This window comes from Nocardia sp. PE-7 (genome assembly GCF_030486425.1).
Lineage (GTDB): Bacteria > Actinomycetota > Actinomycetes > Mycobacteriales > Mycobacteriaceae > Nocardia > Nocardia salmonicida_A.
Window position 1 is genome coordinate 978,936 of record NZ_CP129614.1, and the last position, 26,453, is coordinate 1,005,388.

The window sequence follows — 26,453 nt, forward strand, 5'->3', positions numbered from 1 at the left end:
ACGGATCGGTGCGTCCGTATTCGAGCTGGTCAGGTGAGTTCGCGCTGGTGACGATCTCGGTCGAAGGTGGGCAGGGGAGCGCCGGTGCGCAGGATGCGGGCGATCGCGGGCTCGGCGAGATGCAGACGACCGAGGGCGACCAGGTCGAATTCGGCGTCGGCCAGCCGTCGGTAGAGACCGTCGAGTGCGGCCGGTTCGGGACTGTCTCGCTCGTGCAAGGACGTGCTCAGTCCGACGCTGCCGACGGCCATGCTGTACGCGCCGGTCAGCTTCTTCGCCCAGCCCGCCAGGGTCAGCTCGCTCCCGTCGAAGGCCGGTCGGTCGAAGTACCTGCTGCTGGCGTCGAATACATCGACGCCGGCTTCCCGTAGCGCGGTGAGGATCACGCCGAGGTCGTCGGGTGTCTCGGCGATGCGTGCGCCGTAGTCCTGCTGCTTGTGTTGGGAGAAGCGGTAGAAGATCGGCAGTCGCGGGCCTATTTCCCGGCGGATCCCGCGCACGACCTCGACCGGGAAATTGGCGCGTCGGACCAGGTCACCGCCCCAGTGGTCGGTGCGTTGATTGGTGGCCTCCCAGACGAACGCGTCGAGTAGATAGCCGTGGCCCGCGTGGATGGCGATGCCGTCGAAACCGACCGCGATCGCGTTGCGGGCCGAGCGCACGTAGGCGGCGATCACGTCCTCGATGTCGTGTTCGGTCATGGGGGCGGTCGGTGTGGTCACCGTCGACAGGTAGCGCTGCGAGTACGTCGTGCGCCCGACCCGACCCCACAGGCCCGACGGGCGCAGGGGTGTGAGCGCCGGGTCCACGCGGGCCATCGCGCCCCACAGCGGGCCGACGTGCCACAGCTGCGGCACGATCCTGCCGCCCGCTTCGTGCACGCCGTCGACCACGCGGCGCCACCCGGACAGGGCTGATTCGCCGTGTAACCGAGGCACTTTCGTGCTGTCGACCGCCGTCGGATGATCGATCGCGACACCCTCGGTGATGATCAGCCCTGTGCCGCCTTCGGCGCGCCTGCGGTAGTACGCGGCGACATCGTCACCGGGTGTGCCGCCGGGGGAGTGCTGTCGGGTCATCGGCGACATGACGATGCGGTTCGGCAATGCCAACGGCCCGATGCGCAAGGGGTCGAACAGGACGTCGGCGGTGGTCATATCCTCACGCTCCCAGCGTTGTCGGCCAGGGGCAATCGCCAGGCCCGTTGAGCGGCATCGGTGAATTATGTAACAGGTTAATATGTAATGATGCCCTCGGAAACGACGCCCCGCCCCGGCAGGCCCCGCGATGCCGACAAGGACCTCGCGGTTCTCATCGCCGCCAGGCAGTTGCTCGCCGAGGTCGGCTACCCCCAGGCGACTGTCGTCGCGATCGCCAAGCGCGCCGGGGTCAACACCCCCGCCATCTATCGCCGGTGGCCGACGCGTCAAGCGCTGCTCGAAGAGGCCATTCACGGCCCCGGCGGGCACGCGCTGCCCGAGCCGACCGGCGACCTCCGGGCCGATCTGGCGACCTGGGTGCGCATCTTCCTGGCGCGCGCCGACAGTCCGGCCGCCCGTGCGGGGGTGCCCGGTCTGCTCGCCGATTCGCAGACCGAGGAGGCTCGCGGCAGGTTGCTCGCCATCGGCGCGCCCGTGCGCAAGGCTTTCGCCGAGTTGCTCGGCAGTGCGGTCGACGACGGCCGGATTGCCCCGGGCGCCGATGTGGACCTGATCTTCGAGATTCTCTCGGGCACTACGACATTCCACGCGTTGCTCCGTGGCGCCGAGGAGGGGGAGGTCTTCGTCGCCCGGTTGGCGGACGCGCTGTATGCCTTGGCGTCCGCGGGGCGCTGAGACGGCCGTTCCGGCGCGGCTCGGGCCGCTCTCGAATAACGTTACATGCTAGTATGTAATTGTGATTCGAGAGCTGCGTGGGGCGTGCGGATGAAGGTCGACCTGCAATTGGGCGCACGGCCCGACGAGGTGATCGCGCGGTCTGCCGAATTGATCGCCTGCGGGGTCGACGGCCTGTTCACCTTCGAGGGGGCCCACGATGTCTTCCTTCCGCTGACCTTGGCCGCCGCCGGTCCCGAACCGGTCGACCTGATGACCGATGTCGCCATCGCCCTCCCGCGCAACCCGATCCACCTGGCCCACACCGCCTACGACCTGCACCTGCTCAGCGGCGGCCGGTTCCGTCTCGGGCTCGGCTCGCAGACCCGCGCGCACATCGAAAAGCGGTACGGCGCTGAGTGGTCGCGCCCGGCCGCGCGCATGCGGGACATGGTGCTCGCGATCAAGGCCGTACTCGGCTCCTGGCAGGAGGGCACCCCGCTGCGCTTCGAAGGAGAGTTCACCCGGCACACCCTGATGCCGCCCACCTTCGACCCCGGCCCCAATCCCTATGGGCTGCCACAGATCTGCCTCGGCGCGCTCGGTCCGATCATGACCAGGACCGCGGCGGAAGTATCAGACGGACTGCTGGTCATGCCGTTCAACAGTGCCCGCCACTTCACCGAACACACCATGCCCGCCATCGAGGAGGGGCTCGACCGTGCCGGGCGCGAGGCCGCCGACCTGGCCATCTATCCACAGGTGATCGTCGCCATGGGCCGCACGCCGAGCGAGCTTGCCGCCGCCGCCGTCGGCGCGCGAGGTCTGCTCGGCTTCTACGGGTCGACGCCCGCGTACCGCCCTGTCCTCGACGCCGAGGGCTGGGGTGAGCTGCAACCGGAATTGCACGCGCTGTCCAAGCGCGGCGCGGTCGCGGCGATGACCGACCTCATCGATCAGACGATGCTCGACACCTTGGCGGTGCACGGGACACCGGAGCAGTGCGCGGCGGCGATCATCGCGCGCTTCGGTGCCTACGCCGACCGGATCTGCTGTTATTTCCCGGGTTACGACGTGTCCAACGAGTACATCAAAGACCTGGTCACCGCATTGCAGGCCCCATGAGCGTGCGGATCGAGATCACCGACGGCGTAGCGGTGGTGACCTTGGATCGGCCGGAGCGACGGAATGCGTTCACCGGTGCGATGGGTCGGGCGCTCGGCGAGGCCTATCGCGCGTTCGATGCCGACGACTCGGTGCGGGTCATCGTGCTCACCGGCGCACCACCGGCCTTCTGCGCGGGCGCGGACATCGGTAGTGGCGACACAACCTTCGACAAGCCCGACAGCACAGCGTTTTCCGCGTCCCCGGTCGACCCGCCCGCCTTCGCTCTGCGTAAGCCGGTGATCGCCGCGGTGAACGGGCACGCGATAGGCATCGGCCTGACCATCGCCCTGCAGGCCGACATCCGCATCGTCGCCGAGGACGCGCGCTACGCCGTTCCGCAAGTGCGGCTGGGTGTTCTGCCCGACGCGATGGCGCATTGGACGGTGGCCAAGGTCGCCGGTATATCGGTCGCGGCCGACATCCTGCTGTCGGGACGTACTTTCGACGGCAACGAAGCGGTCCGCCTCGGCCTCGCCGGCCGCTGTCTCCCCGCCACCGAAGTGCTGCCTGCGGCCCTCGCGATGGCGCGCGACATGGCGGTCAACGTCGCGCCGATGTCGGCGGCCCTAAGCAAAAGACTGTTGTGGGACACCGCGATCCACGGCTACGAACCCGCCCGGGTGGCCGAGCTGGAAACCGAGCTGCACCTACGGGTCATGGGCGGACCCGATGCTCGCGAAGGCCTGCGGGCCTGCGTCGACCGGCGCGCTCCGGTCTGGTCGGCGCGGTTGTCGCGCGATTGGCACGACCTGCCGGAGTTCTGAAAACCCGGCCCCACCCGTTGATTCACCGTTCAGGAGTACACAGATGTCGCTCGCCGTAGACGCCGACCAGCACGCGCTGGCGCAATCGGTTGCCGCGTTCGCCCGTAAGATCGCTCCGCTGTCGCAGACGCGCGAGCACCTGTCCGACTACGCGGCCGGGGTCATGCCGACCGGAGTGTGGACTGCGTTGTGCGAGCCGGGGTTACACGCACTCCACCTTCCCGCCGCGTACGGCGGCGACGACTGCGGGCTCGACACCCTCGCGGTGGTGGTCGAGCAGTTGAGTGCTGCCCTGTTTCCCGGCCCCTATCTGTCGACAGTGACGGCGAGCGCGCTCGTGATGGCCGCTACCGACGCCGGTGCGCTGCTCGCGGACTTCGGGGCAGGCATGACGGGAGCGGTCGTGATCGGGCCCGACCTGCGGGCGACGCGTGCTGGCGAGGGCTGGGTCGTGTCGGGCGTTTCCGATCCGGCGCTCGGGCTGACCGATGCCGAACGAGTCGTGGTGCGCGCCGCCGTCGACGGGGATCCCGAAGCGAGCCTGTGGTTCTGGCTCGCCCCCGCCGATCTGGTTACCCAGGTGGGCGCAGTGTCTTCGATCCGCATGACGCCCGCAGAGGCTGTCGACCTGACTCGATCACTGGCTCGCGCCGAATTCGATGCCTACCCGATCGATGCGGGGCAGGTGCTCGATGGCATCGACCCCGCCGTCGCGGAGCTGTGGACGACTACCCTGGCGGCGGCGGAGGCGACCGGGATCTGTCGCTGGTGCCTGGACACCACCGTCGACTACATCCGGGTGCGACACCAATTCGGCCGCCCGATCGGCAGTTTCCAGGCCGTGCAGCACAAAGCGGCGCTCATGCTGGTCCGCGCCGACGTGGCGAGTGCGGTGACCTGGGACGCCGCCCGCGCCGAGACCCAGCCGACCGAGCAGCGGCTGCTGGCCGCCGCGAATGCGGCGCTGACCGTGCTGCCCGCCGCGATCGATCAGGCGGTGGACTGCGTCAGCCTGCTCGGTGGCATCGGATTCACCTGGGAGCACGACGCCCACCTGTACTGGCGGCGCGCGATCGCGCTGGCCGCTGTCGTCGGCGGCGAGGACGCGGCGGCCAGGGCATTGGGGGAGCGGGCGCTGCTCGCCGAACGCGACTTCTCGTTCGTCGACGCCGACACACTGCCCGAACTGCGTGCCACGGTCGGCGGCGTGCTCGACGCGGTCGCCGCGCTCGCGGATGACGAAATCCCCTCCGAAGGATGGGCCCCCGCGCGCGGAGGTGCCCGACGCGCCGTGCTCGCCGAAGCCGGGCTGGTCGCCCCGCACTGGCCACGCCCGTACGGACTCGGCGCCGGACCCGCCGAACAAGCGGTGATCGCCGAGGAACTCGAGCGGCGTGGGCTGGCGCGAACCGAACTCGGAATCGGCGCCTGGGTACTGCCGACGCTGATCGAACACGGCGACGACGAACAGCGCGAACAATTCGTCACCGCGACCATGCTCGGCGACATCATCTGGTGCCAGCTGTTCTCCGAACCCGGTGCGGGCTCCGACCTCGCCGGATTGTCCACCGCCGCACGCAAAGTCGACGGCGGCTGGATCGTCAACGGCCAGAAGGTGTGGAATTCCCAAGCACAGGAAGCGGATTGGGCCGTGTGCCTGGCGCGCACCGATACCGATGTCCCTCGACACGCCGGCCTGACCTACTTCCTGATCCCGATGAACGCCGACGGAGTCGAGGTCCGTCCGCTGCGTCAGGTCACCGGCATCTGGGAGTTCAACGAAGTCTTCCTCGACGAGGTCTTCGTCCCCGACAACCAGGTCGTCGCGAAGCCCGGTGACGGCTGGCGGATCGCCGTCACCACCTTGTCGAACGAGCGGGTCGCCATGGGCTCGGCCACCTTCGGCCACGGCTCGAGCACCCTGGTCCGCCGCCTGCTCGAATCCGGCGACCACACCGGCACCCGCGACGACGCGGTCCGCGTCCTCGGCCGCAACACCGCGCTCGAGCTGTCCGTCGCCGCGCTGAACCTGCGCCACGTCGTCGCCAGGATGAACGACAGGACCGACGGCAACGGTTCCAGCAACAGCACTCGTAAAGTCTGGAACGCCATCGCCCAACGCGACGCCACCCGCGCTCTCGCCTCGATCCTCGGCCCACGCGCCGCCATCGGGCACCCCGAACAGCCCTATACCTTCGACTTCCTCGGCCTGCCGGCCATCCTCTTCGGCGGTGGCACCATCGAAATCCAGCTCAACATCATCGCTCGACGCGTGTTGAGACTGCCGCACTAGTCAGTGACGGGCGGCTTCCCGCTGCCGCCACTGCCGCGGGCTCATCCCGTACCTCGCACTGAACCACCGCGAGAAGTTGCTCACCGAGGAGAAGCCGAGCAGATCGCCGACTTCGGTGAGGGAGTGACGGCGGTTGGCCACCATCCGTTCGGCCAGCGCGCCGCGGATATCGTCGACCAACGCGGTGAACGTGGTGCCGTCCTGCGCGAGTTTGCGGTGCACTGTGCGCCGGTCGACCCCGAGGCTGCGAGCCACCTGCTCGACGGTGCAACGGCCCGTCGGCAACAGTAATTCGACGAGCTCGCGGACTCGGTCGGTGACCGTGGCCTCCCGCGACGGCGCCATGGCGAGCAACTGCTGCGCGTAGGCGCGCAGGAGCGGATCGGCCATCGCGTTCTCGGCGTCGAGATCGCCACTGTAGGTAAGGATTCCGTTGAAATCCTGATCGAACTCGACGTGTGGGCCGAACATCTTGTGATAGGTGGTCCGGTCACGCGGGGCGGGGTAGGCGAAGCACACCTGCGTCGGGCGCCAGGTCGGTCCGGCGAATCCGCGAAGCAGCCCGTACAGCACGCCGGTGGTGAGCTCGACGGCCTGCCGGACCGGGACCGCTCGGCCGACGTCCACGTTCACCCGGATGGTCGCCATGCCGTTCGCCTCGATGACCTCGGTGTGCAGCGCCTCGTTGTACATGTGCTCGTGGCGCGACAGCAGCCGCAGCGCGCTGCGCACGTCCGGTTCCTCGCGGATGACCAGGCTCAGCGGGCCGAGATTGGAGAACCGCCGCAGCTGCGCCAACCGCAGGCCGAAGTCCTCCCGGCCTGATTCGACGGCCGAGCGTTCCAGCAGTTCGGCGACGGCCTCGGCGGGAATCCACCGGTCCTGCGTGCCGAAACCGGCCGGGTCGAGTCCGCAGTCACGGATCAACCGCGCCGGTTCCAGGCCGAGTGACCCGGCCAGTTCGACGTAATCGTTCAACGACGCGTACCGGGACAGCGGCTTCATCCAGTGCCTCCAAGTGTCCCGAGGGGAATAGTTTTCTGTCCCGACAGGATAAGCGTTGATGCGTGTTCGAGCCTACTGTTATGTCCATCACATAGGAGGAGAAGCTGTGGCACACGCAATTCGATTCGCTGAAACCGGTGGTCCCGACGTGATGCGGTGGGAGTCCACCGAGGTCGGCGCGCCGGGGCCCGGCGAGGTCCGGATCCGGCACGAGGCGGTCGGGCTCAACTTCGCCGACACCTACTTCCGCACCGGTCTGTACCCGGCGGCGTTGCCGGCCGGACTCGGCGTGGAGGGGGCCGGCGTCGTCGAGGCCGTCGGCCCCGGCGTCGACTTCGCGGCCGGTGACCGCGTCACCTACACCGGCAGTCCGCTCGGCGCGTACAGCACCGAACGCATCATGCCCGCCGAGCACCTGATTCCGCTGCCCGACGGCATCGCGTTCGACACCGCGGCCGCGACCACCATGCGCGGACTGACCACCGCCTACCTGCTGCGCCGCATCCACCCGCTGCGCGCGGGCGACACGGTGCTGCTGCACGCGGCGGCGGGCGGGGTCGGGCAGCTGTTCACCCAGTGGGCGAAGCTGCTCGGCGTCAGCGTGATCGGCACCGTCTCCAGCGAGGAGAAGGCCGCGGTCGCGCGGGCCAACGGTTGCGACCACGTGGTCATCTACACCAGGGAGGACGTCGCGACCAGGGTGCGTGAGATCACCGATGGCGCGGGCGTTCCCGTGGTCTACGACAGCATCGGTAAGACGACCTACCAGTCGTCGCTGGATTCCCTCGCTCGGCGCGGCATGCTCGTGTGCTTCGGCACCGCCTCGGGACCCGTGCCGCCGATCGAGGCGATGCAGCTGGCGGTGAAGGGCTCGCTGTTCGTCACCCGGCCCGCGCTCGCCGACTACATCGCCGACCCGGCCGAACGCGCCGAACTCGCCGGCGAACTGCACGACCACCTCACCGCGGGCCGTCTGCGGGTCGAGATCAACCAGCGCTACGAACTCGCCGACGCCGTGCGGGCCCATCGCGACCTCGAAGCGGGCCGCAGCGTCGGCGCGTCGGTCTTCGCGCTCTGAGGCGTCCACCGGAAAGGAACAAGCCAATGACCGTTCGAACCGCGATGCGCGCGGCGCCACTGACCGCGACCATCGGCGCCGAACTCCACGGGGTGAACCTCGCCGAGGTCGCCGCCGACGATGCCCTGTTCGCCGAACTGCGCACTTTGCTGCTGCGCCACAAGGTGCTCTTCGTCCGCGATCAGGACATCACCCGTGCCGAACATGTCGCGCTCGCCGAACGTTTCGGCCCGCTCGAGGATCACCCCGCACTCAGCAGCGATCCCGACCATCCCGGTCTGGTCCGCATCTACAAGGACCTCGACAGCGCGCCCGAGCACTACGAGAACGCCTATCACTGCGATGCCACCTGGCGGGTCAATCCGCCGATGGGCGCGGTCCTGCGCTGCGTGGAATCACCGCCCGTCGGCGGCGACACCATCTGGGTGAACATGGTGGAGGCGTACAGGCGACTGCCGCAGTCGGTGAAATCGCGGATCGCGCATCTGCGGGCCCGCCACAGTATCGAGGCCAGTTTCGGCGCCGCCCTCTCGGCGGAGAAACGACTCGCCCTGCACGAGCGTTTCCCCGATGCCGAACATCCGGTGGTGCGTATCCACCCGGACACCGGCGAGGACATTCTGTTCGTCAATTCCTTCACCACCCACCTGGTCAATTACCACACGCCCGAGAATGTTCGATTCGGCGCCGACTACGCGCCGGGTGCGAGTGAACTCCTCAATTACCTGATGCGCCAAGCGAGTATCCCCGAATACCAGGTGCGCTGGCGCTGGACCGAGAACAGCTTCGCGATCTGGGACAACCGGTGCACCCAGCACTACGCGGTACAGGACTACTGGCCCGCCGTCCGCAAGATGGAGCGCGCCGGGATCGTCGGCGACCGTCCCTTCTGAATTCCACTTTCGAGTAGCCCGCAATTCCGATCGGAGTACCCCCATGCATTTTCACGACGACGCACTGTTCCCCGAGAACCAGGAAAAGCTGGTCATTACCGCCGCGCCCTACGGCCCGGAATGGGAACTCGACGATTTCCGCGACGACCTCCCGCTCACCATGGACGAGCACGTCCAGGCGGCCGTCGACTGCTACGAGGCCGGCGCCACCGTGCTGCACATCCACGTGCGTGAACTCGACGGCAAGGGCTCCAAGCGCCTGTCGAAGTTCAACGAACTGCTCGCCCGCCTGCGCGAGGCGGTGCCGGACATGATCCTGCAGGTCGGCGGCTCGATCTCCTTCTCGCCCGAAGGCGAAGGCGCCGACGCGAAGTGGCTCACCGACGACGCGCGGCACCTGCTCGCCGAACTCGATCCCAAGCCCGACCAGGTCACCATCGCGATCAACACCAGTCAGATGAACATCGTCGAGTTGATGACCGAAGACGACATCGCGGGCACGTCCTTCGAACGGCCCGAGGTGTACGAGGCGTACCGGGAGATGTATGTCCCGGCGGGCCCGACCTGGGTTGCCGAGCATTTGAAGCGCTTGCAGGCCAATGGTATTCAGCCGCATTTCCAGCTGTCGAGCATTCCGCAGCTCGAGACCGTCGAGCGGTTGATCCGGCGCGGCGTCTACACCGGCCCGCTCATGCTGACCTGGGTCGGCATCGGCGGCGGCTTCGACGGCCCGAACCCCTACAACATGATGGAGTTCATCCGCCGCACTCCCGACGGCGCGGTGCTCACCCTGGAGACGCTGATGCGCAGCGTGCTGCCGGTGAACACGATGGCCATCGCGATGGGTCTGCACGCGCGCTGCGGCAACGAGGACACCCTGTGGGGTCGCAAGGGCGAGAAGATGACCTCGGTCCAGCAGATCCAGCAGTTGGTCCGGATCGCGGGCGAACTCGGCCGCGAGGTCGCCACCGGTAAGGAAGCGCGCGAGATCTACAGGCTCGACGAGCGCTACGCCGACGCCGACGAGACGCTCGCCAAGATCGGGTTCGCCCCGAACCGTCAGCCCGGCCAGGTCGGGTTCACCCACCACGCCTGACCCCTCCGGGGATCACCTTCCCTGTCTCGACAACCCGGTGGACGTCAGCGACGACGTCAACCGGTTCGCAGGAGCACCCATGGACCACACCACGACCGTCGCGCCCCTCGCGTCGGCGCCGCGCCGTTCCTCGTCTGTCACCCGCAACTATCCGTGGCTGGTATTCGCCCTCGCCTTCGGTCTGCTACTGGCCGACTACATGTCCCGCCAAGTGCTGAGCGCGGTGTTCCCGTTCCTGAAAACCGAATGGACACTGTCGGATTCGCAGCTGGCCTCGCTCAGCAGCGTGGTGGCGCTGATGGTGGGTCTGCTGACCTTGCCGCTGTCGGTGCTGGCCGACCGGTGGGGTCGGGTCAGGAGCCTGGTGGTGATGGCGGTGGTGTGGAGCATCGCGACCCTGGTGTGCGCTCTGGCCGACAACTATCCACAGATGCTCGTCGCCCGCTTCTTCGTCGGCGTCGGTGAGGCCGCCTACGGCAGCGTCGGGGTCGCGCTGGTGCTCAGCGTGTTCGCGGCCCGTCGGCACGCGGCACTGAGCGGTGCGTTCATGGCCGGTGGTTCGTTCGGTTCGGTGCTCGGCGTCGCCGCGGGCGGGGTGATCGCCGTACACCTGGGGTGGCGGTGGTCGTTCGCCACCATGGCGGTCTTCGGGCTGGTGCTGGCCGTCGCGTTCCGTGCGGTGGTCACCGAGGAGAGCAATGCCGCCCACGCCACCGAGCCCACCCCCGAAATCGCTTTCCGTGCACCGATTTCGACGCTGTTCACCAATCCGGCCGTGCTGTGCGCCTACGTGGGCAGCGGATTGCAGATGTTCACCGCCGCGGTGCTGTTGTCCTGGATGCCCAGCTTCTTCAACCGCTACTACGGGCTGGCGCCCGACCGGGCCGCGGGTCTGGCGGCGGTGATCGTGACTCTCGTCGGCGCAGGCATGGTGGTGTGCGGTGTGATCACCGACCGGGTCGGTCGCGCCGACATGGCGCGCAAGTGGACGACCGCGATCGTGTTCTGTCTGATCTCGCTCGTCACCCTCGGCCTCGGTTTCAGCATGAGTACCGGTGCGCCACAGCTGGTTCTGCTCGGCATCGGCGCGTTCTTCTCCGGCGGTTCGGCCGGTCCGACCGTGGCGATGGTCGCCAATCTCACCCACCCCTCGGTCCGCGCGTCGGCGTTCGGCACCCTCACTCTCGCCAACAGCCTGCTCGGGTTGGCGCTGGGCCCGTTCGTCGTCGGAGTCCTCGCCGACCATCTCGGTCTGCAGAACGCGCTGCGGGTGACGCCGGTGGTGTCGGTCCTCGCGATCGCCGCCCTGCTGCTCGGCCGCCGGGTCTACCCGCTCGGGCTGCGCAAGCTCGCCACCGTCCACGCCTCGCACTGATCCCGTCGAAAAGGACTGCCGCACCCCATGAATGCTCTTCCCGAACCCACCGTCGTCATCGTTCCCGGCCTGCGCGATCACATCGCCGACCACTGGCAGAGCCTGCTCGCCGACACGCTCTGGAAGGTGGCGATCGTGCCGCCGCTGGAACGCGATGGGCTGAGCCTGGCCGCACGGGTCGCCGCACTCGACGCGGTGCTCGCCGATATCGACGGACCCGTCGTCCTGGTCGCGCACAGCGCGGGCGTGATGATCACGGTCCACTGGGCGCACCAGTCCGACCGGCCGGTGCTCGGCGCGTTACTAGCCACGCCGCCCGATTTCGAAACTCCACTGCCGCAGGGCTATCCGACCGCCGAGGAACTCGCGGCCAACGGCTGGACGCCGATTCCGCGCAGGCGGTTGCCCTTCCCCAGCATCGTCGCCGCGAGCAGCACCGACCCCTTGGCCACGGCTCGCCGCGTCGCCGGCATGGCCGAGGTGTGGGGGAGCAGGCTGGTCGACCTCGGCGACGTCGGCCACCTGAATCCGGCAGCGGGCTACGGACCGTGGCCGCGCGCCCAGGAGTTGCTCGACGAACTGCTGGACGGGCCGGTAGCTGTCCGGCGAACAGGTGCGCCGAGCGAAGAACCCGTCTCCTCGGCAACGCTCGCGCAGGGCCGATGACCGGCTGGCGGCTCGCTCAGCGGAGGTCGTCGGGGTGGGGGCCGGTGGCGAAGGGGTTCGGTTCGTCCTGGGTGAGGATGCCGACGAAGGGTTCGCCCTCGTCGGCGAAGGTGTAGGCGCCACCTTCGATACGGTCGATCAGGCCGTGGGTCCAGGCCGCTTCGCTGTCGGCGGAGTGCACCCACATGTTCATGATCTCGCCGATGTGGCCGAGCTGGCCCGGCCCCTGCTCTGGTGTGTAGTACTCGGTGACCGAGGCGCGCCACTGTCGGAGGCCGACGATCCGTTGCTTCAGGAGCGCCACGGCCTCGTGACGGGGGAGGTCGACGATGAACCCGATGGCGGCCGAGATCAGGTCCATCTGCTGGTCGTACGAGGTCAGTGCCTCGCGTAGCAGCGCGAGGAACTCCTCGGTGCCCTTGTCGGTGATCTCGTACTCGACGCGAGGCGGTCCGCCCACGGTGCTCGGGGCCACCTCGTGCGCCAGGAGAAGTCCCTGCTTGGCCATCTGCTTGAGGGCGTGGTAGATCGAGCCGGGCTTGGCGTTGGACCATTCGTGGGCGCCCCAGAATTCCAGGTCGTTGCGCACCTGATAGCCGTGCGCTCGTCCATGCTGACGGACCGCGCCGAGGACCAGCAGCCGGATCGCTGACATGGACGCCTCCCTTCCGAGTGAGTGCGATCAAAATAGCAGTATTCAAGTTTGACTAACCGAACCGGTCCCGGTACCTTGGCCGTCTAGTCAAGTTTGACCACTGGTGATGGAGGGTGTTTTGACTGACCACGATCTCTCGATCGTCGTCGAAGGCCTGCGGAAGAAGTACGGGGCGAAGCAGGCTCTCGACGGACTCGATCTGGCTGTTCGAGCCGGTACCGTGCACGCGGTACTCGGCCCGAACGGCGCGGGCAAGACCACCGCGGTGCGCATCATGTCCACCTTGCTCCGCCCCGACACGGGGCGTGTCGAGGTGGCGGGCATCGACGTGCGCACGCGAGCCGACGAGGTGCGCTCACGAATCGGGCTGCTCGGCCAGAGCGCGGCTGTCGACGAGGAACTCGGCGGGCGACAGAACCTGGAGATGTTCGGGCGCCTGTACCACCTGGGGGCGCGCCGCGCGGGCATCCGGGCCGATGAACTCCTCGCGCGATTCGGGCTCTCGGACACCGGGAAGAAGGCCGTCAAGCACTACAGCGGCGGTATGCGGCGCCGGCTCGACCTTGCGGCGTCCCTGATCTCCGAACCCCAGGTGCTGTTCCTGGACGAACCGACGACCGGGCTCGATCCTCGCGGTCGCGCCGAGGTGTGGAGTTCGGTGCGTTCCCTGGTCGACGGCGGCACCACCGTGCTGCTGACCACGCAATACCTCGAGGAGGCCGATCAGCTGGCCGACCAGATCTCGGTGATCGACCGCGGCAGGGTTATCGCGGAAGGCACTGCCGACCAGCTGAAATCCAAGACCGGCGGCGACCGCATCGACGTGGTCCTTCACGACTCCACCCAACTGACGCTCGCGGCCGCGCTCATCCCCGGTGACGCGGTGGTGGACGAGGATCGGCGGATGGTCAGTGCGGCGGTCGGCGACCGGATGGCGGCACTGATCGAGACCGTCCGGGCACTGGAGACCAACGGCATCGACGCCGAGGACATCGCGATCAGAAGGCCGACTCTCGACGAAGTCTTCATGCACCTGACCAAGGAGGACGCGGCGTGAGCGCGACTTATCAAACGAATCACCCGGGGTCGACGCTGAGCACGGCGCTCACCGATTCCTGGACGATGACCAGACGCGAGCTGGCGCACTGGGCCCGCCAGCCCGTTCAGGTGGTCGTCGGCCTGGTGTTCCCGGTGATGCTGTTGCTGATGTTCAGCTACCTGATCGGCGGCGGGCGCGGCATCGACGGTGACTTCAAGGACTACCTGGTCCCCGGAATTCTCACCATGACAATGGCTTTCGGCCTCGAGGCGACCATGCTCGCGGTGACCCAGGACCTGGGCAAGGGGGTCATCGATCGATTCCGCTCGATGCCGATGAACTCGGCCGCGGTGCTGGTGGGGCGCAGCGTCGCCGACATGCTGCAGTCGGCGGTCGGGCTGGCCGTGATGATCGCGGTCGGGTACGCGATCGGCTGGCGCTGGCACGACGGGGCCGCCGCGTTCCTGGCGGCCGTGGGGCTGCTGTTGCTGTTCCGGTTCGCGATGTTGTGGATCGGCATCTATCTGGCGATGGTCGCGGGCAAGCCGGAACTGGTGCAGGCGGTGCAGATCCTGGTCTGGCCGATCAGCTTCCTCTCCAATGCCATCGCCTCGCCCGAATCGATGCCGTCCTGGCTGGGCGCGGTCGTCGAGTGGAACCCGATGTCGGCCACGGCCACGGCGGTGCGCGGCCTGCTCGGCAATCCGGGTGCGGTCGGCGATTCCTGGGCCGCGGCACACGCCGAGATGCTGGCGGTGGCTTGGCCGTTGGCCATGATCGCGGTGTTCTTCCCGCTGGCGGTGAAGCGGTTCAGAGATCTGAGTCGCTAGTCAGCGGAGCATCTCGGTGCTGACCACCGAGAGCAACTGCAATTTCTCGTAGCTCTCGGTACCGGGTGTGGCGGTGTAGACCAGCAACAGGTGTGACTGTTCGGGGTCGAGCAGTGTTTGGCAGTTCAGATCCATGGCGCCGACCTCGGGATGGCGGAAACGCTTCACGTCCCGGGGCCGGACCCCGATCTCGTGGGTCTGCCACAGCGTTCGGAATTCCTCGCACTCGGCGAGCAGCAGGGCCGCGTACTGCGCGGCGCGGGAATCGGGACCGCGCCGGGTGGCGACTTCGCGGAGTCCGGAGACGAACATCCGCGACAGGAACGGATGGTCCTCGGGTGCGTAGCGGTCGCGTTCGGCGGGATCGGTGAACCAGCGGTAGCCGATGCTGCGAGCGAATCCGGTGTAGTGCGTGGTGTCGCCGGTCAGCGCCGTGCCGAGCGGAGTCTGACGCAGCGTCTCCCCGAGCTCGGTGACGATCTCGGCAGGCGTGTCGTAGAGGCGATCGAGGATTCGCAGCAGGCCGGGGTTGATGTGCTCACTGACAGCGCCGCGTGCGGGCGGGCTGTGGCCGGCGAGGTGGAACAGGTGGTCGCGTTCGTCGAGCGACAGGTGCAAGCCCTGTGCGATGGAGGCGATCATCTGCTCCGACGGGTGCGGCCCGCGTTCCTGTTCCAATCGCGCGTAGTAATCGGTCGACATGTGACACAGGACGGCGACCTCCTCCCGCCGCAACCCGCTGGTCCTGCGCCGACGCCCGCGCGGCAACCCGACGTCCTCGGGTTGCAGCGACTCCCGACGTAGTCTGAGGAACTCCGCCAGCTCCGCGCGATCGATCACCAGAGATCTCCTTTGTGTGACTGGTTCGGTTCTACCGTCGGGGCTCGCGGGTATCCACTGATCGACAGTCCCTGGATGTCGCCGCTCGGCCGGACGATCGTGGATACCACCAGCCCAGCACACCGAGCACAGGAGAAGCGACATGCCACGTCGGCAACCCGACATCACTGTTCCCGACCTCACCGGACAACGCGCGGTGGTCACCGGAGCCAGCGATGGCATCGGGGTGGGGATCGCGGCGCGCCTGGCGGCAGCCGGGGCCGAAGTGGTACTCCCGGTGCGCAATCAGCGCAAGGGCGAGGCGGCGCTCGACAGTATCCGGCAAGCGAGCCCCGAAGCTCGGGTGTCGCTGCGCGAACTCGACCTGTCCTCGTTGGATTCCGTTGCGGCGCTCGGCAAGACCCTACGAGCGGAGGGCAACCCGATCCAGCTGCTGATCAACAACGCGGGCGTGATGACCCCTCCGGATCGACAGGTCACCGCCGACGGATTCGAATTGCAGTTCGGCACCAACCACCTCGGGCACTTCGCCCTGGTCGGGCACCTCTTGCCCCTGCTCCGCGCAGGGAACGCGCGAGTCACCTCGCAGGTCAGCGTCGCGGCCAACCAGCACGGGATCAAGTGGGACGACCTGAACTGGGAGCGCTCCTACAACGGCGGGCACGCCTACAGCCAGTCCAAGATCGCCTTCGGTCTGTTCGGGCTCGAACTCGGCCGACGCAGCCGAGCGAACGGTTGGGGCATCACCAGCAATCTCTCTCACCCGGGCGTCGCGCCGACGAACCTGCTCGCCGCCCGGCCCGAGGTCGGACGCGCCGAGGACACCACGGGGGTCAAGCTCATCCGGTGGCTGTCGGCCCGGGGCATCCTCCTCGGCACCGTCGAGTCGGCGAAGCTACCCGCCCTCTACGCCGCCACCGCGCCCGACGCCGAGACCGAGCGCTTCTACGGACCCAGCGGACCCGGACACCTCGGCGGCCCTCCCGCCGAGCAGAAACTCTACGGTCGCCTGCGCAGCCTCGACGACGCTCAGCGCATCTGGCAGATCTCCGAGGAACTCACCGACGTCCGAATCTCGGTCTGACCAGAACGGTGCGCATCGCCGGGCCGAGGTCGACCCGCGCGTCGCCGACCGGGCGTGTCTAGGGACGAGCCGGATAGCCCCATTCTCGGCACGCCGCCTTCAGGGCGTTCGGGACGGTCGGGTCGGCGGGCAGCGGACGTGCCGGCTGGATGACGCCGGAGCGGATGGTCTCGCCCCAGTCGCCGATACCTCGGACATAGCTTCCGTGGTCGAATCGGCCGTAGTCCAGCATCGAGGGCTGCCACTCCACCTCGAGGAAGCGGCACAACCCGCGCACGGTCTCCTCGGGGCGGCGGGTCAGGTCCTCGTAGCGAACCTCGTGGCCGTCGAGCGCCGCACGGGCCTCGTTCATCGCCGCCACGAATTCCAAAGTTCTTCGTACCGGGTCGATTCCACGGCGATCCGACCAGGCACGGCCCAAGGAGTCGGCGATCTGCGTCGGGTGACGCAGGAGGAACACGTAGCGGGCATCGGGCCAGCACGCGGCGATCCGTCGCCAGGTCAACACGCTGCTCGTCGTCTTGTTGACCATCCGGTCCTTACCGCTGCGTTCCAGTTCGTGGTGCAGGAGGCGGTCCCAGAGCAGATGTTCGAGCTCACGGATCGTCAGGCCGAGCGCGTCCAGCGAGATACTCGCGTAGCGCTCGGTGATGTCGTCGGCGGTCCACTCGAGTTCCTGGACGGTCAGCAGATTCAGGTGCAGTTCGTGCGGGGCGTGAATGCGTGAATGGCTGTTCAGCACCGAGCGCAGCAGGGTGGAACCGGATCGGGGCGCGGACAGGATGAAGATCGGCGCCGGCACGAGGCGGGTTGCCTGCTTCACGGTTGTCGGCTCGGTACGGGGGCGGCGAACAGATCCCGTCGGATCAGGAGTTCGAGCACGCGATCGGTGGACTCGGCGACCGTCTCGGCAGCGGTGTCTATCCGCAGTTGGGGGAGCAGCGGTTCTTCGTAGGCCGCATCGACCCCGGTGAGCTGGGTCAGCTCGCCCCGTGCCCGGCGCGCGTACAGGCCTTTGACGTCGCGCTGCTCGCAGGCCGAGAGCGCGGTGGCGACATGGACCTCGGCGAAGTCCAGGCCGGCGTCATCGTGGCGGGCCCGCATCAGCGCACGATCGGCGGCGTACGGCGCGATGGCCGCTACGAGAACGAGCACACCGTGACCGGCCAGCAGAACTGTCCCGCCCGGTCTACAGGGCCCGTCATTCATCAGACAGTTCTGACAGGACGAGATTATGCGCGGGTATCGATTGCGGGATCGACGCGTAAACGACTGCTGCCCAGAGGAATTCGTCCTGGGGCGATCACGGATACGGCGCCACCGATAATGAATCAGCGCAGCTCGAGCCTACTGACCGAAGACGAAATTGCGCAGGACCAGGAATCGCAGCCCGCCCACCACGGCCATGACAACCAGCACGGCGCCCGCTTGGGCGGTCTCGCCGAGGCTCGGCGCCAGGAAATCCAGTCCGGCCAAGGCCGCCGTGCTGATTCCGAGGCCGAGTAGCGCCAATCCGCCGCCCTCCCACTGCGCGGTGAACCCGCCGACTCTGCTCCCCGCCCGGAAGGTGAGGTGTCGGTGCAATTCGTTGGCGATCACGGTGCTCACCATCGATCCGGCGACATTGGCGACCAGCGGGCCGCTGCCGTGCAGGGTCAGGAACAGCAGCATATAGGCGATGTTGCTGGCCCCGCCGACCAGGGCGAAGCGGACCAGCTGGGCGAAGGTGTGATCGCTGCGCAGGTATCGCAGGGCGGGATCGATGCGCGGCCCGGGACCGGCCCATCCGGTGTAGACGCTGGTGGGGAGCATTACCGGACGGGTGATCTGCGGTGCGGTCATGTTCGTTCCGATCAAGCGTGCGGATGTCGGCGGAGTGCCGGGCGACGCTTGTGACTATATGTAGATGTATACGTATAAACAAGAGGCGGCGATCGGTGAGTGCGTTTCCAGACCGCGTCGCAATCGTCATCGCACCCGCAGCCCGGTCGGCGGACACTGGAGTGATGGTTGACAGGGAGCAACGCACGCCCTTCTACGGGGTGGTGCTGATTCTGGTAGCGCTGGGGGCCGCGATGGCGGTCAGTTATTACGGGCCGACCTGGGTTCGCGTCACCGTCTACATCCTGGCGGTGATGGGTATCCTGGTCGGCGGCGTCATGACGTTTCGGGACTACTCGCACTGACGCTGCGACGTAATGCGCGCCCCGGTTCGGCGGGGCGCGAGGTTCGACGATGTCGATGCTGCCGGTGACGTGATGGACCCGCTGAGGAGTTCGCTGTGGCCTATGTCGTGGATTTCGCAACCGTGTCGACCCAGGGGCTGGAGTCGTCGCCTGTCATGGACGCGCTCGCCGGACTGCGGGCGAACGAGGCGCGGTACTTCAAGAATAAATACGATCACATCTTCACGGTGGAGCCCGCGAGCGAGGCGGCAGCGACCGTCGACCGGGTGAGCCGGATACTCGCGGAAGAACGGGACATCGTGATCTCTTCTCGCCCGCTGGAGGCCACGTCTTTCCAGGTCGAGAACCTTCGGATCGACTACGTCTTCTACGAGAGCGGGTTGTCGATCAATGTCATGTACTCGATCGACGACGCGAAGAAGCGGGCGGTCGGGTTCAAACTCAGCGAGGGCATGGACGTGCCCGCCGAGCTCGACTCGTTCAAGTTCGCGCGGCAGAAGTCGAAGCTCGCAGGCACCATTCGCGGCTCCTACTTCGTCATCAAGCACGAGTACTGACTGAACTCACCCTGCGGCAAACCCTGTTGGGAAGACGGCTGTGGCGAGGACCCTGTGGTGGTCCGAGTATTCCCGTCCGTTGTCGCAAGGAGACTCCCATGACCGTCGACGCCAGTACCCGCCTCAACGACGTGAACATCGAGGCCGTAGGCGGTCTCGTGGCCGCGGTTCAAGCCGACCCGGCCAAGGCGCAGACCACCTGGGCGGCGCATGTCGCGTGGGACGGAGGGTTTTCCTCCGAGGCGCGTATCCGTAAGTTCGCGGCCATCCCTTCGGACGAACCGGCGGCCCTCGGCGGCGGCGACACCGCCCCCAACCCGGTCGAACAACTGCTCGCCGCTCTCGGCAACTGCCTCGCGGTCGGCTACGCGGCCAATGCCACCGTCGCCGGTATTCGCCTCGACAACTTGCGCATCGATGTGAAGGGCGACCTCGACCTGCACGTATTCCTCGGCCTCGCCCAGGGCCACGCGGGTTTCGAATCGATCACCGCGACAGTGTCGATCGAAACCGACGCCTCCCGGGAGCAGCTCGAGGAACTGCACGCGAAGGTGCAGTCCAGTTCCCCGGTGGGGCACACCTTGCGCAATGCGGTGCCGCTCGACGTGACCCTCGCCTAGGCGTACCGACCGGCGACTGCGAACGCGGTCGCTACGTCAGGGTCGAGCAAGCGCGGCCGTCGGCCGGCTTCGTTCGCCACAGCTCGATCCCGATGTCCACCAGGTCGACTCGGTCGAGGTGGGCGACATCGTCGAGCGGGTGCCAGGCGGCGAGGTCGGTCGAGCCGTTGGTTTCGTGGCGGAGTTCCCCGGCGGTGATCCGACCTTCGTACACGATCCGCAGGCCGTGGAAGTCCACGAAATCACCTCCGGCGCGCGGATATCGATAGGTGACCGAGTCGATGCCGAGTAGCTCGACGACCTCGACGCGGTATCCGGTCTCCTCGTCGACCTCACGAACAGCGGTAGTGATCGGATCCTCGCCGTGGTGCATGCCGCCGCCCGGCAACGTCCACTGTTTGGCGCCGTCGGGCGACACCCACCTGGCGAGCAGCATCTCGACGACACCGGCGACTTCCCGCACGCAGACGGCGTAGGCGGCGACCCGCGACTGTTCGCTCACTCCGCGAGGCTACTTCGTCCGGGTTCGCGGAGGTCGCGAATCCGGCGACGACGAATCATACGGTGGCAGAAGATGTCTCGGATTACGGGTTCGGGGCCTGCGCGGCCGGTTCGATGGCGTTGCGCTCGAGCAGCAGGACGACGGCCAGGATCGGGTAGACCAGGACCGGGAGCATCGTTCCCAGGTAAGCCGACTGGTCGAGCAGGATGGCGGTTCCGGTGAGCAGGGAGAAGTCGAGCAGCGGGCGCGGCATCGAGACGGCCGGAGAATTCATCCCATGAATCTAGCGGATCGGCGGTTTCGATGGTGGCCGCCGATGTCGTGCCGCGGCGATCGGCCGTAGTGTGATGGTCGCGCCCTGCCCTGTCGAGTCCGAGGGAGAGATCACCGTTGCCGAGACTCACTCGCGCCGAAAGCGTGCAACGGACTCGTGCCGCGCTCCTGAGCGCGGCCGAGGATGTGTTCGCGGACAAGGGATTCGCCGATGCCGCACTGGACGACATCGCCGAACGCGCCGGATTCTCCCGCGGGGCGGTGTACGCGAACTTCGCGAACAAGACCGATCTGTTCCTGGCGCTGCTCGACAACTGGCTACAACGCGAAATCGACAACGGCACCAGGCTGACCGCCTCCGGCAACACCGCGCAGCAGGATATCGATGCACTCGACGGGCACGGCGGAAACCGATTCGCCGACCGGAAACGGTTCCTTCTGCTGATCGAGTTCCGGCTCTACGCTCTGCGTCATCCCGAGGTGGCCGATCGCCTGCGCGACTACGACCGAGCCACGATCGACTGGTTCGGCTCCACCGTGGAACAGGTCGCCGAGGCGTCCGGTATTCGGTTGCCCGCGCCCACCGAGCAGATCGCGCTCCTCGTACTCGCCCTGGAGCACGGCATCGCCACCCTCGCTCACACCGACCCCGAGCGGATCCCGCACGACTCGTTCCTCGATGCGCTGACCCTGCTCAACCGCTCGCTCACCGCGCTGGCCGCCGCCGAAAGCTGACGTCGCCCACCGGCGTATCGAGCCCCGGATCGGCCTGCGGCTCGGGTCATCGTCGGGTCTTGACAACTCGGACCGGCCTCCCCAAACTCATCAGAGATACGCGAGTGTATTCGGATGCCTTGGTGCATATATGCATGTCTCGCACTCATCGACCATGAGGAGTCGTGCAGATGCGCACAGACCCGGCAACCATCGATCGCGGCAGGTTCCGTAGCGCTCGGTGGCTGCGTCGGTTCGGGCTCGTCGTGTTCGTGTTCCTGTTGCTCTCGACCGAGGCGCGCGTTGTCACCGCGGCTCCCGTGGACGCCGTGCCGCAACTTCGTCGCGACGGGCGGTGGCTGGTCGACCACTACGGTCGGGTCGTCATCGTGCACGGGGTCAACCTGGTCTGGAAGCGGGCGCCGTATGTGCCGCCCGACACCGCCGAGGGCTTCACCGCGGCCGACGCCGCCTGGCTGGCCGAGCACGGTTTCAACGGCGCGCGGATCGGAACCCTGTGGGCGGGAGTCACTCCCACCGCACCCGGCGTGGTCGACAACGACTACCTGGACAGCTGGGACCGCGTCGTCGGACAACTGGCAGCGAACCGGATCTGGACACAATTCGACTTCCATCAGGATCAGTGGCACGAAATCTACGGTGGTGAAGGCGTACCGAACTGGGCGGTGCGACGACCGGCCGCTTTCGGTCCCTTTCCGGTGACGACAGCCGAATTCCCCTGGGGTTACTGGACGCCCGAGCAATCCGCGCTCTGGGACGACTTCTGGGCCGACCGCTTCGGTCTGCTCGACGGCTGGGCTCAGGCGTGGCAGGCGGTGGCCCAGCGCTGGCGAGATCAGCCCTACTCCATGGGATACGACCTGATGAACGAGCCGTGGGCAGGCTCGGAGTTCGCCGAGTGCGCGCTCACCGGCTGCGCACAGCACTACCGCACCGAACTACAACCGGCGATGGACCGCGTCCGCGCCGCGATCAGACAGGTCGATCCGTCCGGCATCGTCTGGTACGAACCCCAGCAGCTCGCGGGCGGACGTGACGTCGCGACTTTCTTCGAGCCGATCGCCGACGATGCACAGATCGGCTACTCCTGGCACAACTACTGCCCCCAGATCTTCCTGCAATCACAGGGCCTGCCCGGCACCGACGCCGAGGGCTGCCTCGCCTACAGCGGTCAGGCGCAAGAACGCGCCCTGCATCAGGCCGATCGCATGGGCGCGGTGGGACTGATGACCGAATTCGGTGCGACAGACAATATCCGGGCGCTCGCCATCGACACCGCCGCCGCCGACCAGGCCCTGACCGGCTGGATGCACTGGGCCTACAAACACTGGAACGACCCCACCACCGCCGACACCGCCCAGGGCCTGTTCACCGCGGACGGTGATCTCTCCTCGACCAAGCCCGACAAGCTACGCACCCTGGTCCGCACCTATCCCCAAGCCACCGCCGGAATTCCGCGCTCGCTGTCCTTCGACGCGGGAACCGGAGAATTCCACTACACCTACGATCCCGCTTCGAAGGGAGCCCCGACCGAGATCTTCATCAGCCCCCTTCACTATCCGAACGGACCGGAGATCACCGTCGAGGGTGGACGCGCGAGCGGGATAGGCCCGGACCATCTGGTGCGCATCGAGGCCGACACCACGGGGCCGATCTCGGTGACGGTCCGCGATCGGGGCCAAAGTTGAGGCGACGACCTGTCGCACGGGAGGTAAGCGGCGGCCGTTGTCGAAGGGCACGCCCTGTCTTCTGCCGGGCTCCTCGGCCCCCACACAGAACAGTCCCCGGTAGTCTCCATCGAAACCATGAGATCAGTCGTCGCTGACAACTCCGGTATTCGACTGGCTTGCCGGGGGCTTAGCCAGATCCTGAAAACGAAGTCACTACGGTCGGCGAACGTCTCCGTCGGCTGAATGGCTCATTTCCGGTGTTCCGGTATTCATCCAGTCTGCTCCTGATTCGCTCGATGTCAATACCTCGGCACTACTCGATACGGCCGAAATTATCCGCGCAATGGAGACCATCCATCGCATTGTGCGGATCGTCGCTTCGGAGGACAGTAGATATGTCCGGTGGCGCCCACCGGGGCGCCGCCCTTCCTGAAAGTAGGAGGTGGCCCCGTGTACGCACGTTCCAGCACAATTGCGGCCCAGCGGTCGTCGATCGACCGCGGTATCGCATACCTCCATAACGCGGTGATGCCGAATATGCCCGAGCTCCACGGGTGGGTGGGTATGTCGCTGATGGTGGACAGGGCGACAGGCCGATGCATCGCCACCACCGCGTGGGAATCCGAGACCGCGATGCACGACAGCAGTATGCGCGTCCGATCGCTGCGCGATGGTCTGGCCGAGGCGTTGAACGGCTCGGTCGACAAAATCGAGGAATGGGAAGTCGCGGTCATGCACCGCGATCACCTGGCCGGCGCGAGTGCCTGCACCCGCTGCACCTGGATCCAGGTCGACCCGGCCGGAGTCGACTTGGCGATCCAGACGTTCAAGTCCGGCTTGCTGCCGGAGCTGGAGAAGATCGAAGGATTCCGCAGCGCCAGCCTGTTCGTCGACCGGGCGACCGGACGAGGAGTGGGATCGACTGTCTGGTCCAGCCGCGAGGAATTGGACAACAGCCGCCCCCACGTGGATCGACTGCGGGACTCGACGACCCGGGTGATGAAAGCCGACGTCCTCGAGGTGGCGGAGTTCAGACTCGGCTTCGCACACCTGCGAGTTCCCGAGCTGGTGTAAATCGCCGGACATCCGGCCGAGGAGCGGCAACTCCCGGCCGGCCTTCGGGCGACAGATCCGAATCCGATCGCCGCGGCGGCCGTGGTCGCTTTCCAGGAGTACGTCACAACTGCCGAGACGGGCGGGCTTCGATGAGCGACGGGTCGACGAACAATTCGGCGGGGCAGGCGCGCACTCGACGTCTGCTGGCGGCGATGCTGGCGATGGCGATGTTCGTGCTCGTCGTCGACACATCGCTGATGAACGTGTCGATCTCGGCGGTAGTACGCGATCTCGACACCACTGTCAGCGGGGTCCAAGCGGCGATCGCCTTGGAAGCGCTGGTTTCGGCCGCGTTCATCCTGATCGGCGGCAAAGTAGGCGATCTGATCGGACGCAAGCGGGCCTATGCGCTGGGTCTGATCGGCTACGCGGTGGGGGCGTCGGCGATGGCGTTCGCGCAGAGCCTGGCCGCGATCGTCATCTTCTGGGCCGTGCTCGGCGGGATCGGCGCGTCGCTGTTGTTGCCCGCCATGCAATCGCTGATCCACGGCAACTTCGAAGGAGCGGCGCAGAAGAAGGTCTATGCCCTCGTCGGCGCGGCGGCTGCGATCGCGGCCGCGATCGGCCCACTGCTCGGAGGCTTCATCACCACCTACCTGTCGTGGCGGGTCGGGTTCGTGTTGGAGGTCGTCGTTATCGCGATCGTGCTGTCCGGGATGGGAATTGTTCGCGATGTGTCCTACACCGGCCCCCGCAGCGTCGACATGGTCGGGGCGGTGCTGTCGGTTTTCGGCATGGGCGGGATAGTGCTGGGAATCCTGGTGTGGCAGGAGGGCGGCGAATCGGTCGGTGCGCTCCTGGCTCTCGGCTCGATCGCGCTGGCCGGCCTCGCCTATTGGCTGGTCCGGCGCAAGCGCGCGGGAAAGCCGACGCTGCTCGACCCGGACTTGTTCCGATCCAAGATCTTCCGGCTGGGTATCTCAGGGCAGATGCTCCAGCAGATCGCCCTCGGCGGCACGATGATCGCCCTGCCGATCTATTTGCAGATGGTGCTCGAGTACAACGCGATGCAAGCGGGCCTGTCCATCGCACCCCTGTCGTTGAGCATGTTCGCCGTCGCGCTGCTCGCAGGCAGATACGCGGGCGATCGGCCGGCGCGCACCATCATCCGGTGGGGATTCGTGCTCCTCACGGTCGGGATAGTGGTGCTCATTCCGATCGTTCCGCGAGCGGAATTCGGCTGGGGGCTGGTATTCCCGCTCATCATCGCGGGTTCGGGGTTGGGGCTGCTGGTGTCGCAGCTCAACAACTACACACTGGCCCCGATCGAGGAGGAGCGGATCAGCGAAGCCGCCGGCGTCAATTCGGCGGCCGGGTCGTTCGGGTTGTCCTTCGGCCTGGCGTTCGCCGGTGCCATCATGCTGGCGACCTTGTCGATCACGTTCACGAGCATGGCGGAATCGAGCACGGTGCTCCCGCAGGCACAGCAACAACAGGTGGCGCAGGCACTGGAGGACGACGCCGAGGTCATGAGCAATACCCAACTCGATCAGCTGCTCGTCGACGAACCTCCGCAGATCCGTGACGAGATCATCCGCATCAACACCGACGCTCGGCCCTTCGCTCTGCAGGTGGCGCTGCTGGTTCCGCTCCTGGCCGGTCTCATCGGATTGCTCAATTCGTTCCGTATGAGACGCGTTCCGGAAGGCCTGGCGACGCCATCCTGATTCAGATCGCGATATCGGCCGTCACCGCCGACGATGATGGGGAACCGGCTGCCAGGCGGTGACAGCCCAGATGACCACGACGCTCAGCGCGATGATCAAGATGGACCACGCGGGGTAGTAGGGCAGGGACAAGAAGTTCGCGATCATCACCAGCGCCGCGATACCCACGGCCGAGTATCGGGCCCACGCGGCGCCCGACATCAAACCGATCGAGCAGATGATCGCGATCACCCCGAGGACGACATGGATCCATCCCCACGTGGTCGCGTCGAATTCGTAGACATAACTGATACCGGCGACATAGAACTCGTCTTCGGCGATCGCGGCGATTCCCTCGAGTATGGAGGCCGCCGCGGTGATGAACAGCATGATCGCGGCCAGAATGGCGATCCCCGCGGCAGCGGCTTGCCGCTCGAAAGGCTCTTCCTCGGGAACGGGACGATGTACGGAAGGATTGTGCTCGGTCATGGCTTGCCCCTTGCTGCAGCGAACACCGGATACGGGCTGTCGCGCATTCCGGTAGGGACG

At 67.0% G+C, this 26,453-nt stretch carries 29 protein-coding genes; 19 read left to right on the plus strand and 10 right to left on the minus strand.

The window, feature by feature from the left end; all coding sequences use genetic code 11:
- Positions 1-29 precede the first annotated feature (29 nt).
- Complete coding sequence (locus QX204_RS04550; protein WP_301905318.1) at positions 30-1,157, minus strand: oxidoreductase; 1,128 nt, start codon at positions 1,155-1,157, stop codon at positions 30-32.
- A gap of 90 nt (positions 1,158-1,247) precedes the next feature.
- Between QX204_RS04550 and QX204_RS04555 the strand changes: the two genes are divergently transcribed.
- The 4 genes from QX204_RS04555 to QX204_RS04570 all read left to right on the plus strand — a co-directional run bounded on the left by QX204_RS04555 (position 1,248) and on the right by QX204_RS04570 (position 6,038).
- Positions 1,248-1,835: a TetR/AcrR family transcriptional regulator gene (locus QX204_RS04555; RefSeq protein WP_301905320.1), complete on the plus strand. Its 588-nt coding sequence runs from the start codon at positions 1,248-1,250 to the stop codon at positions 1,833-1,835.
- A gap of 90 nt (positions 1,836-1,925) precedes the next feature.
- Positions 1,926-2,939 carry a TIGR03617 family F420-dependent LLM class oxidoreductase gene (locus QX204_RS04560; protein ID WP_301905322.1) on the plus strand — a complete coding sequence of 338 codons (1,014 nt, stop codon included), beginning with the start codon at positions 1,926-1,928 and terminating at the stop codon, positions 2,937-2,939.
- On the plus strand, positions 2,936-3,745 hold the full coding sequence (locus tag QX204_RS04565) for an enoyl-CoA hydratase/isomerase family protein (RefSeq protein WP_301905324.1): 810 nt from the start codon (positions 2,936-2,938) through the stop codon (positions 3,743-3,745). The genes QX204_RS04560 and QX204_RS04565 overlap by 4 nt, the downstream gene beginning before the upstream one ends.
- Before the next feature lie 43 nt (positions 3,746-3,788).
- Positions 3,789-6,038, plus strand: a complete 2,250-nt coding sequence (locus tag QX204_RS04570) for an acyl-CoA dehydrogenase family protein (protein WP_301905326.1) — start codon at positions 3,789-3,791, stop codon at positions 6,036-6,038.
- Here the strand turns inward: QX204_RS04570 and QX204_RS04575 are convergent, their stop codons facing one another.
- Entirely contained in the window at positions 6,039-7,043 is a 1,005-nt protein-coding gene (locus QX204_RS04575) for an AraC family transcriptional regulator (RefSeq protein WP_301905327.1), read from the minus strand. It lies immediately after the preceding gene.
- 106 nt (positions 7,044-7,149) lie between these two features.
- Between QX204_RS04575 and QX204_RS04580 the strand changes: the two genes are divergently transcribed.
- The 5 genes from QX204_RS04580 to QX204_RS04600 all read left to right on the plus strand — a co-directional run bounded on the left by QX204_RS04580 (position 7,150) and on the right by QX204_RS04600 (position 12,151).
- Positions 7,150-8,121 carry a quinone oxidoreductase family protein gene (locus QX204_RS04580; RefSeq protein ID WP_301905329.1) on the plus strand — a complete coding sequence of 324 codons (972 nt, stop codon included), beginning with the start codon at positions 7,150-7,152 and terminating at the stop codon, positions 8,119-8,121.
- 26 nt (positions 8,122-8,147) lie between these two features.
- On the plus strand, positions 8,148-9,014 hold the full coding sequence (locus QX204_RS04585) for a TauD/TfdA dioxygenase family protein (protein WP_301905330.1): 867 nt from the start codon (positions 8,148-8,150) through the stop codon (positions 9,012-9,014).
- A 43-nt stretch (positions 9,015-9,057) separates the two neighbouring features.
- On the plus strand, positions 9,058-10,110 hold the full coding sequence (locus QX204_RS04590) for a beta-keto acid cleavage family enzyme (protein ID WP_301905331.1): 1,053 nt from the start codon (positions 9,058-9,060) through the stop codon (positions 10,108-10,110).
- Positions 10,111-10,189: 79 nt separating this feature from the next.
- Entirely contained in the window at positions 10,190-11,485 is a 1,296-nt protein-coding gene (locus QX204_RS04595) for an MFS transporter (RefSeq protein WP_301905333.1), read from the plus strand.
- Positions 11,486-11,512: 27 nt separating this feature from the next.
- Positions 11,513-12,151 (plus strand): RBBP9/YdeN family alpha/beta hydrolase, encoded by a 639-nt coding sequence (locus QX204_RS04600; RefSeq protein ID WP_301905335.1) that lies wholly within the window; start codon positions 11,513-11,515, stop codon positions 12,149-12,151.
- Between the two features lie 16 nt (positions 12,152-12,167).
- Here the strand turns inward: QX204_RS04600 and QX204_RS04605 are convergent, their stop codons facing one another.
- A complete protein-coding gene (locus QX204_RS04605; protein ID WP_301905337.1) occupies positions 12,168-12,806 on the minus strand; it encodes a PadR family transcriptional regulator in 639 nt (212 codons plus the stop codon).
- Positions 12,807-12,924: 118 nt separating this feature from the next.
- Here QX204_RS04605 and QX204_RS04610 point away from each other — a divergent pair, with 118 nt between their 5' ends.
- Complete coding sequence (locus QX204_RS04610; protein ID WP_301905339.1) at positions 12,925-13,863, plus strand: efflux ABC transporter ATPase subunit, DrrA-related; 939 nt, start codon at positions 12,925-12,927, stop codon at positions 13,861-13,863.
- Entirely contained in the window at positions 13,860-14,675 is an 816-nt protein-coding gene (locus QX204_RS04615) for an ABC transporter permease (RefSeq protein ID WP_301905341.1), read from the plus strand. Before QX204_RS04610 ends, QX204_RS04615 begins: the two co-directional genes overlap by 4 nt.
- Here the strand turns inward: QX204_RS04615 and QX204_RS04620 are convergent, their stop codons facing one another.
- Positions 14,676-15,515 (minus strand): helix-turn-helix transcriptional regulator, encoded by an 840-nt coding sequence (locus QX204_RS04620; RefSeq protein WP_301905343.1) that lies wholly within the window; start codon positions 15,513-15,515, stop codon positions 14,676-14,678.
- A 142-nt stretch (positions 15,516-15,657) separates the two neighbouring features.
- Here QX204_RS04620 and QX204_RS04625 point away from each other — a divergent pair, with 142 nt between their 5' ends.
- Positions 15,658-16,599: an SDR family oxidoreductase gene (locus tag QX204_RS04625; RefSeq protein WP_301905345.1), complete on the plus strand. Its 942-nt coding sequence runs from the start codon at positions 15,658-15,660 to the stop codon at positions 16,597-16,599.
- Positions 16,600-16,657: 58 nt separating this feature from the next.
- On the opposite strand, the gene QX204_RS04630 is transcribed toward QX204_RS04625, so the two are convergent.
- From QX204_RS04630 to QX204_RS04640, 3 genes are all read right to left on the minus strand, one after another.
- Complete coding sequence (locus tag QX204_RS04630; RefSeq protein ID WP_301905346.1) at positions 16,658-17,422, minus strand: sulfotransferase family protein; 765 nt, start codon at positions 17,420-17,422, stop codon at positions 16,658-16,660.
- Complete coding sequence (locus QX204_RS04635) at positions 17,419-17,808, minus strand: adenylyl-sulfate kinase (RefSeq protein ID WP_301905348.1); 390 nt, start codon at positions 17,806-17,808, stop codon at positions 17,419-17,421. Before QX204_RS04635 ends, QX204_RS04630 begins: the two co-directional genes overlap by 4 nt.
- A 138-nt stretch (positions 17,809-17,946) precedes the next feature.
- Positions 17,947-18,441, minus strand: coding sequence for a GtrA family protein (locus QX204_RS04640; protein ID WP_301905350.1), 495 nt, complete (start codon positions 18,439-18,441; stop codon positions 17,947-17,949).
- Positions 18,442-18,605: 164 nt separating this feature from the next.
- Between QX204_RS04640 and QX204_RS04645 the strand changes: the two genes are divergently transcribed.
- The 3 genes from QX204_RS04645 to QX204_RS04655 all read left to right on the plus strand — a co-directional run bounded on the left by QX204_RS04645 (position 18,606) and on the right by QX204_RS04655 (position 19,962).
- Positions 18,606-18,785, plus strand: coding sequence for a hypothetical protein (locus QX204_RS04645; RefSeq protein WP_056821658.1), 180 nt, complete (start codon positions 18,606-18,608; stop codon positions 18,783-18,785).
- 95 nt (positions 18,786-18,880) lie between these two features.
- Positions 18,881-19,342 (plus strand): DUF8821 family protein, encoded by a 462-nt coding sequence (locus QX204_RS04650; RefSeq protein WP_301905351.1) that lies wholly within the window; start codon positions 18,881-18,883, stop codon positions 19,340-19,342.
- A 98-nt stretch (positions 19,343-19,440) separates the two neighbouring features.
- Positions 19,441-19,962, plus strand: a complete 522-nt coding sequence (locus QX204_RS04655) for an OsmC family protein (RefSeq protein WP_301905352.1) — start codon at positions 19,441-19,443, stop codon at positions 19,960-19,962.
- 31 nt (positions 19,963-19,993) lie between these two features.
- Here the strand turns inward: QX204_RS04655 and QX204_RS04660 are convergent, their stop codons facing one another.
- Together QX204_RS04660 and QX204_RS04665 are read right to left on the minus strand one after the other, a co-directional pair.
- A complete protein-coding gene (locus QX204_RS04660) occupies positions 19,994-20,464 on the minus strand; it encodes an NUDIX hydrolase (RefSeq protein ID WP_301905353.1) in 471 nt (156 codons plus the stop codon).
- A gap of 82 nt (positions 20,465-20,546) precedes the next feature.
- Entirely contained in the window at positions 20,547-20,738 is a 192-nt protein-coding gene (locus QX204_RS04665; RefSeq protein WP_301905354.1) for a hypothetical protein, read from the minus strand.
- Between the two features lie 116 nt (positions 20,739-20,854).
- Here QX204_RS04665 and QX204_RS04670 point away from each other — a divergent pair, with 116 nt between their 5' ends.
- The 4 genes from QX204_RS04670 to QX204_RS04685 all read left to right on the plus strand — a co-directional run bounded on the left by QX204_RS04670 (position 20,855) and on the right by QX204_RS04685 (position 25,925).
- Complete coding sequence (locus tag QX204_RS04670) at positions 20,855-21,472, plus strand: TetR/AcrR family transcriptional regulator (protein ID WP_301905355.1); 618 nt, start codon at positions 20,855-20,857, stop codon at positions 21,470-21,472.
- A gap of 170 nt (positions 21,473-21,642) precedes the next feature.
- On the plus strand, positions 21,643-23,160 hold the full coding sequence (locus tag QX204_RS04675; protein WP_301905356.1) for a cellulase family glycosylhydrolase: 1,518 nt from the start codon (positions 21,643-21,645) through the stop codon (positions 23,158-23,160).
- Between the two features lie 519 nt (positions 23,161-23,679).
- Complete coding sequence (locus QX204_RS04680; protein ID WP_301905357.1) at positions 23,680-24,216, plus strand: hypothetical protein; 537 nt, start codon at positions 23,680-23,682, stop codon at positions 24,214-24,216.
- Between the two features lie 131 nt (positions 24,217-24,347).
- Positions 24,348-25,925 carry an MFS transporter gene (locus QX204_RS04685; RefSeq protein ID WP_301905358.1) on the plus strand — a complete coding sequence of 526 codons (1,578 nt, stop codon included), beginning with the start codon at positions 24,348-24,350 and terminating at the stop codon, positions 25,923-25,925.
- A gap of 21 nt (positions 25,926-25,946) precedes the next feature.
- Here the strand turns inward: QX204_RS04685 and QX204_RS04690 are convergent, their stop codons facing one another.
- Positions 25,947-26,393: a DUF7144 family membrane protein gene (locus tag QX204_RS04690; protein WP_301905359.1), complete on the minus strand. Its 447-nt coding sequence runs from the start codon at positions 26,391-26,393 to the stop codon at positions 25,947-25,949.
- Positions 26,394-26,453 lie beyond the last annotated feature (60 nt).

What these genes read in the sequence shown, in the direction of transcription:
- QX204_RS04550 (WP_301905318.1), bottom strand. Translation starts at nt 1,157, where the DNA reads ATGACCACCGCCGACGTCCTGTTCGACCCCTTGCGCATCGGGCCGTTG.
- QX204_RS04555 (WP_301905320.1), top strand. Translation starts at nt 1,248, where the DNA reads ATGCCCTCGGAAACGACGCCCCGCCCCGGCAGGCCCCGCGATGCCGAC.
- QX204_RS04560 (WP_301905322.1), top strand. Translation starts at nt 1,926, where the DNA reads ATGAAGGTCGACCTGCAATTGGGCGCACGGCCCGACGAGGTGATCGCG.
- QX204_RS04565 (WP_301905324.1), top strand. Translation starts at nt 2,936, where the DNA reads ATGAGCGTGCGGATCGAGATCACCGACGGCGTAGCGGTGGTGACCTTG.
- QX204_RS04570 (WP_301905326.1), top strand. Translation starts at nt 3,789, where the DNA reads ATGTCGCTCGCCGTAGACGCCGACCAGCACGCGCTGGCGCAATCGGTT.
- QX204_RS04575 (WP_301905327.1), bottom strand. Translation starts at nt 7,043, where the DNA reads ATGAAGCCGCTGTCCCGGTACGCGTCGTTGAACGATTACGTCGAACTG.
- QX204_RS04585 (WP_301905330.1), top strand. Translation starts at nt 8,148, where the DNA reads ATGACCGTTCGAACCGCGATGCGCGCGGCGCCACTGACCGCGACCATC.
- QX204_RS04590 (WP_301905331.1), top strand. Translation starts at nt 9,058, where the DNA reads ATGCATTTTCACGACGACGCACTGTTCCCCGAGAACCAGGAAAAGCTG.
- QX204_RS04595 (WP_301905333.1), top strand. Translation starts at nt 10,190, where the DNA reads ATGGACCACACCACGACCGTCGCGCCCCTCGCGTCGGCGCCGCGCCGT.
- QX204_RS04600 (WP_301905335.1), top strand. Translation starts at nt 11,513, where the DNA reads ATGAATGCTCTTCCCGAACCCACCGTCGTCATCGTTCCCGGCCTGCGC.
- QX204_RS04605 (WP_301905337.1), bottom strand. Translation starts at nt 12,806, where the DNA reads ATGTCAGCGATCCGGCTGCTGGTCCTCGGCGCGGTCCGTCAGCATGGA.
- QX204_RS04625 (WP_301905345.1), top strand. Translation starts at nt 15,658, where the DNA reads ATGCCACGTCGGCAACCCGACATCACTGTTCCCGACCTCACCGGACAA.
- QX204_RS04635 (WP_301905348.1), bottom strand. Translation starts at nt 17,808, where the DNA reads ATGAATGACGGGCCCTGTAGACCGGGCGGGACAGTTCTGCTGGCCGGT.
- QX204_RS04640 (WP_301905350.1), bottom strand. Translation starts at nt 18,441, where the DNA reads ATGACCGCACCGCAGATCACCCGTCCGGTAATGCTCCCCACCAGCGTC.
- QX204_RS04645 (WP_056821658.1), top strand. Translation starts at nt 18,606, where the DNA reads ATGGTTGACAGGGAGCAACGCACGCCCTTCTACGGGGTGGTGCTGATT.
- QX204_RS04655 (WP_301905352.1), top strand. Translation starts at nt 19,441, where the DNA reads ATGACCGTCGACGCCAGTACCCGCCTCAACGACGTGAACATCGAGGCC.
- QX204_RS04665 (WP_301905354.1), bottom strand. Translation starts at nt 20,738, where the DNA reads ATGAATTCTCCGGCCGTCTCGATGCCGCGCCCGCTGCTCGACTTCTCC.
- QX204_RS04675 (WP_301905356.1), top strand. Translation starts at nt 21,643, where the DNA reads ATGCGCACAGACCCGGCAACCATCGATCGCGGCAGGTTCCGTAGCGCT.
- QX204_RS04680 (WP_301905357.1), top strand. Translation starts at nt 23,680, where the DNA reads ATGCCCGAGCTCCACGGGTGGGTGGGTATGTCGCTGATGGTGGACAGG.
- QX204_RS04685 (WP_301905358.1), top strand. Translation starts at nt 24,348, where the DNA reads ATGAGCGACGGGTCGACGAACAATTCGGCGGGGCAGGCGCGCACTCGA.
- QX204_RS04690 (WP_301905359.1), bottom strand. Translation starts at nt 26,393, where the DNA reads ATGACCGAGCACAATCCTTCCGTACATCGTCCCGTTCCCGAGGAAGAG.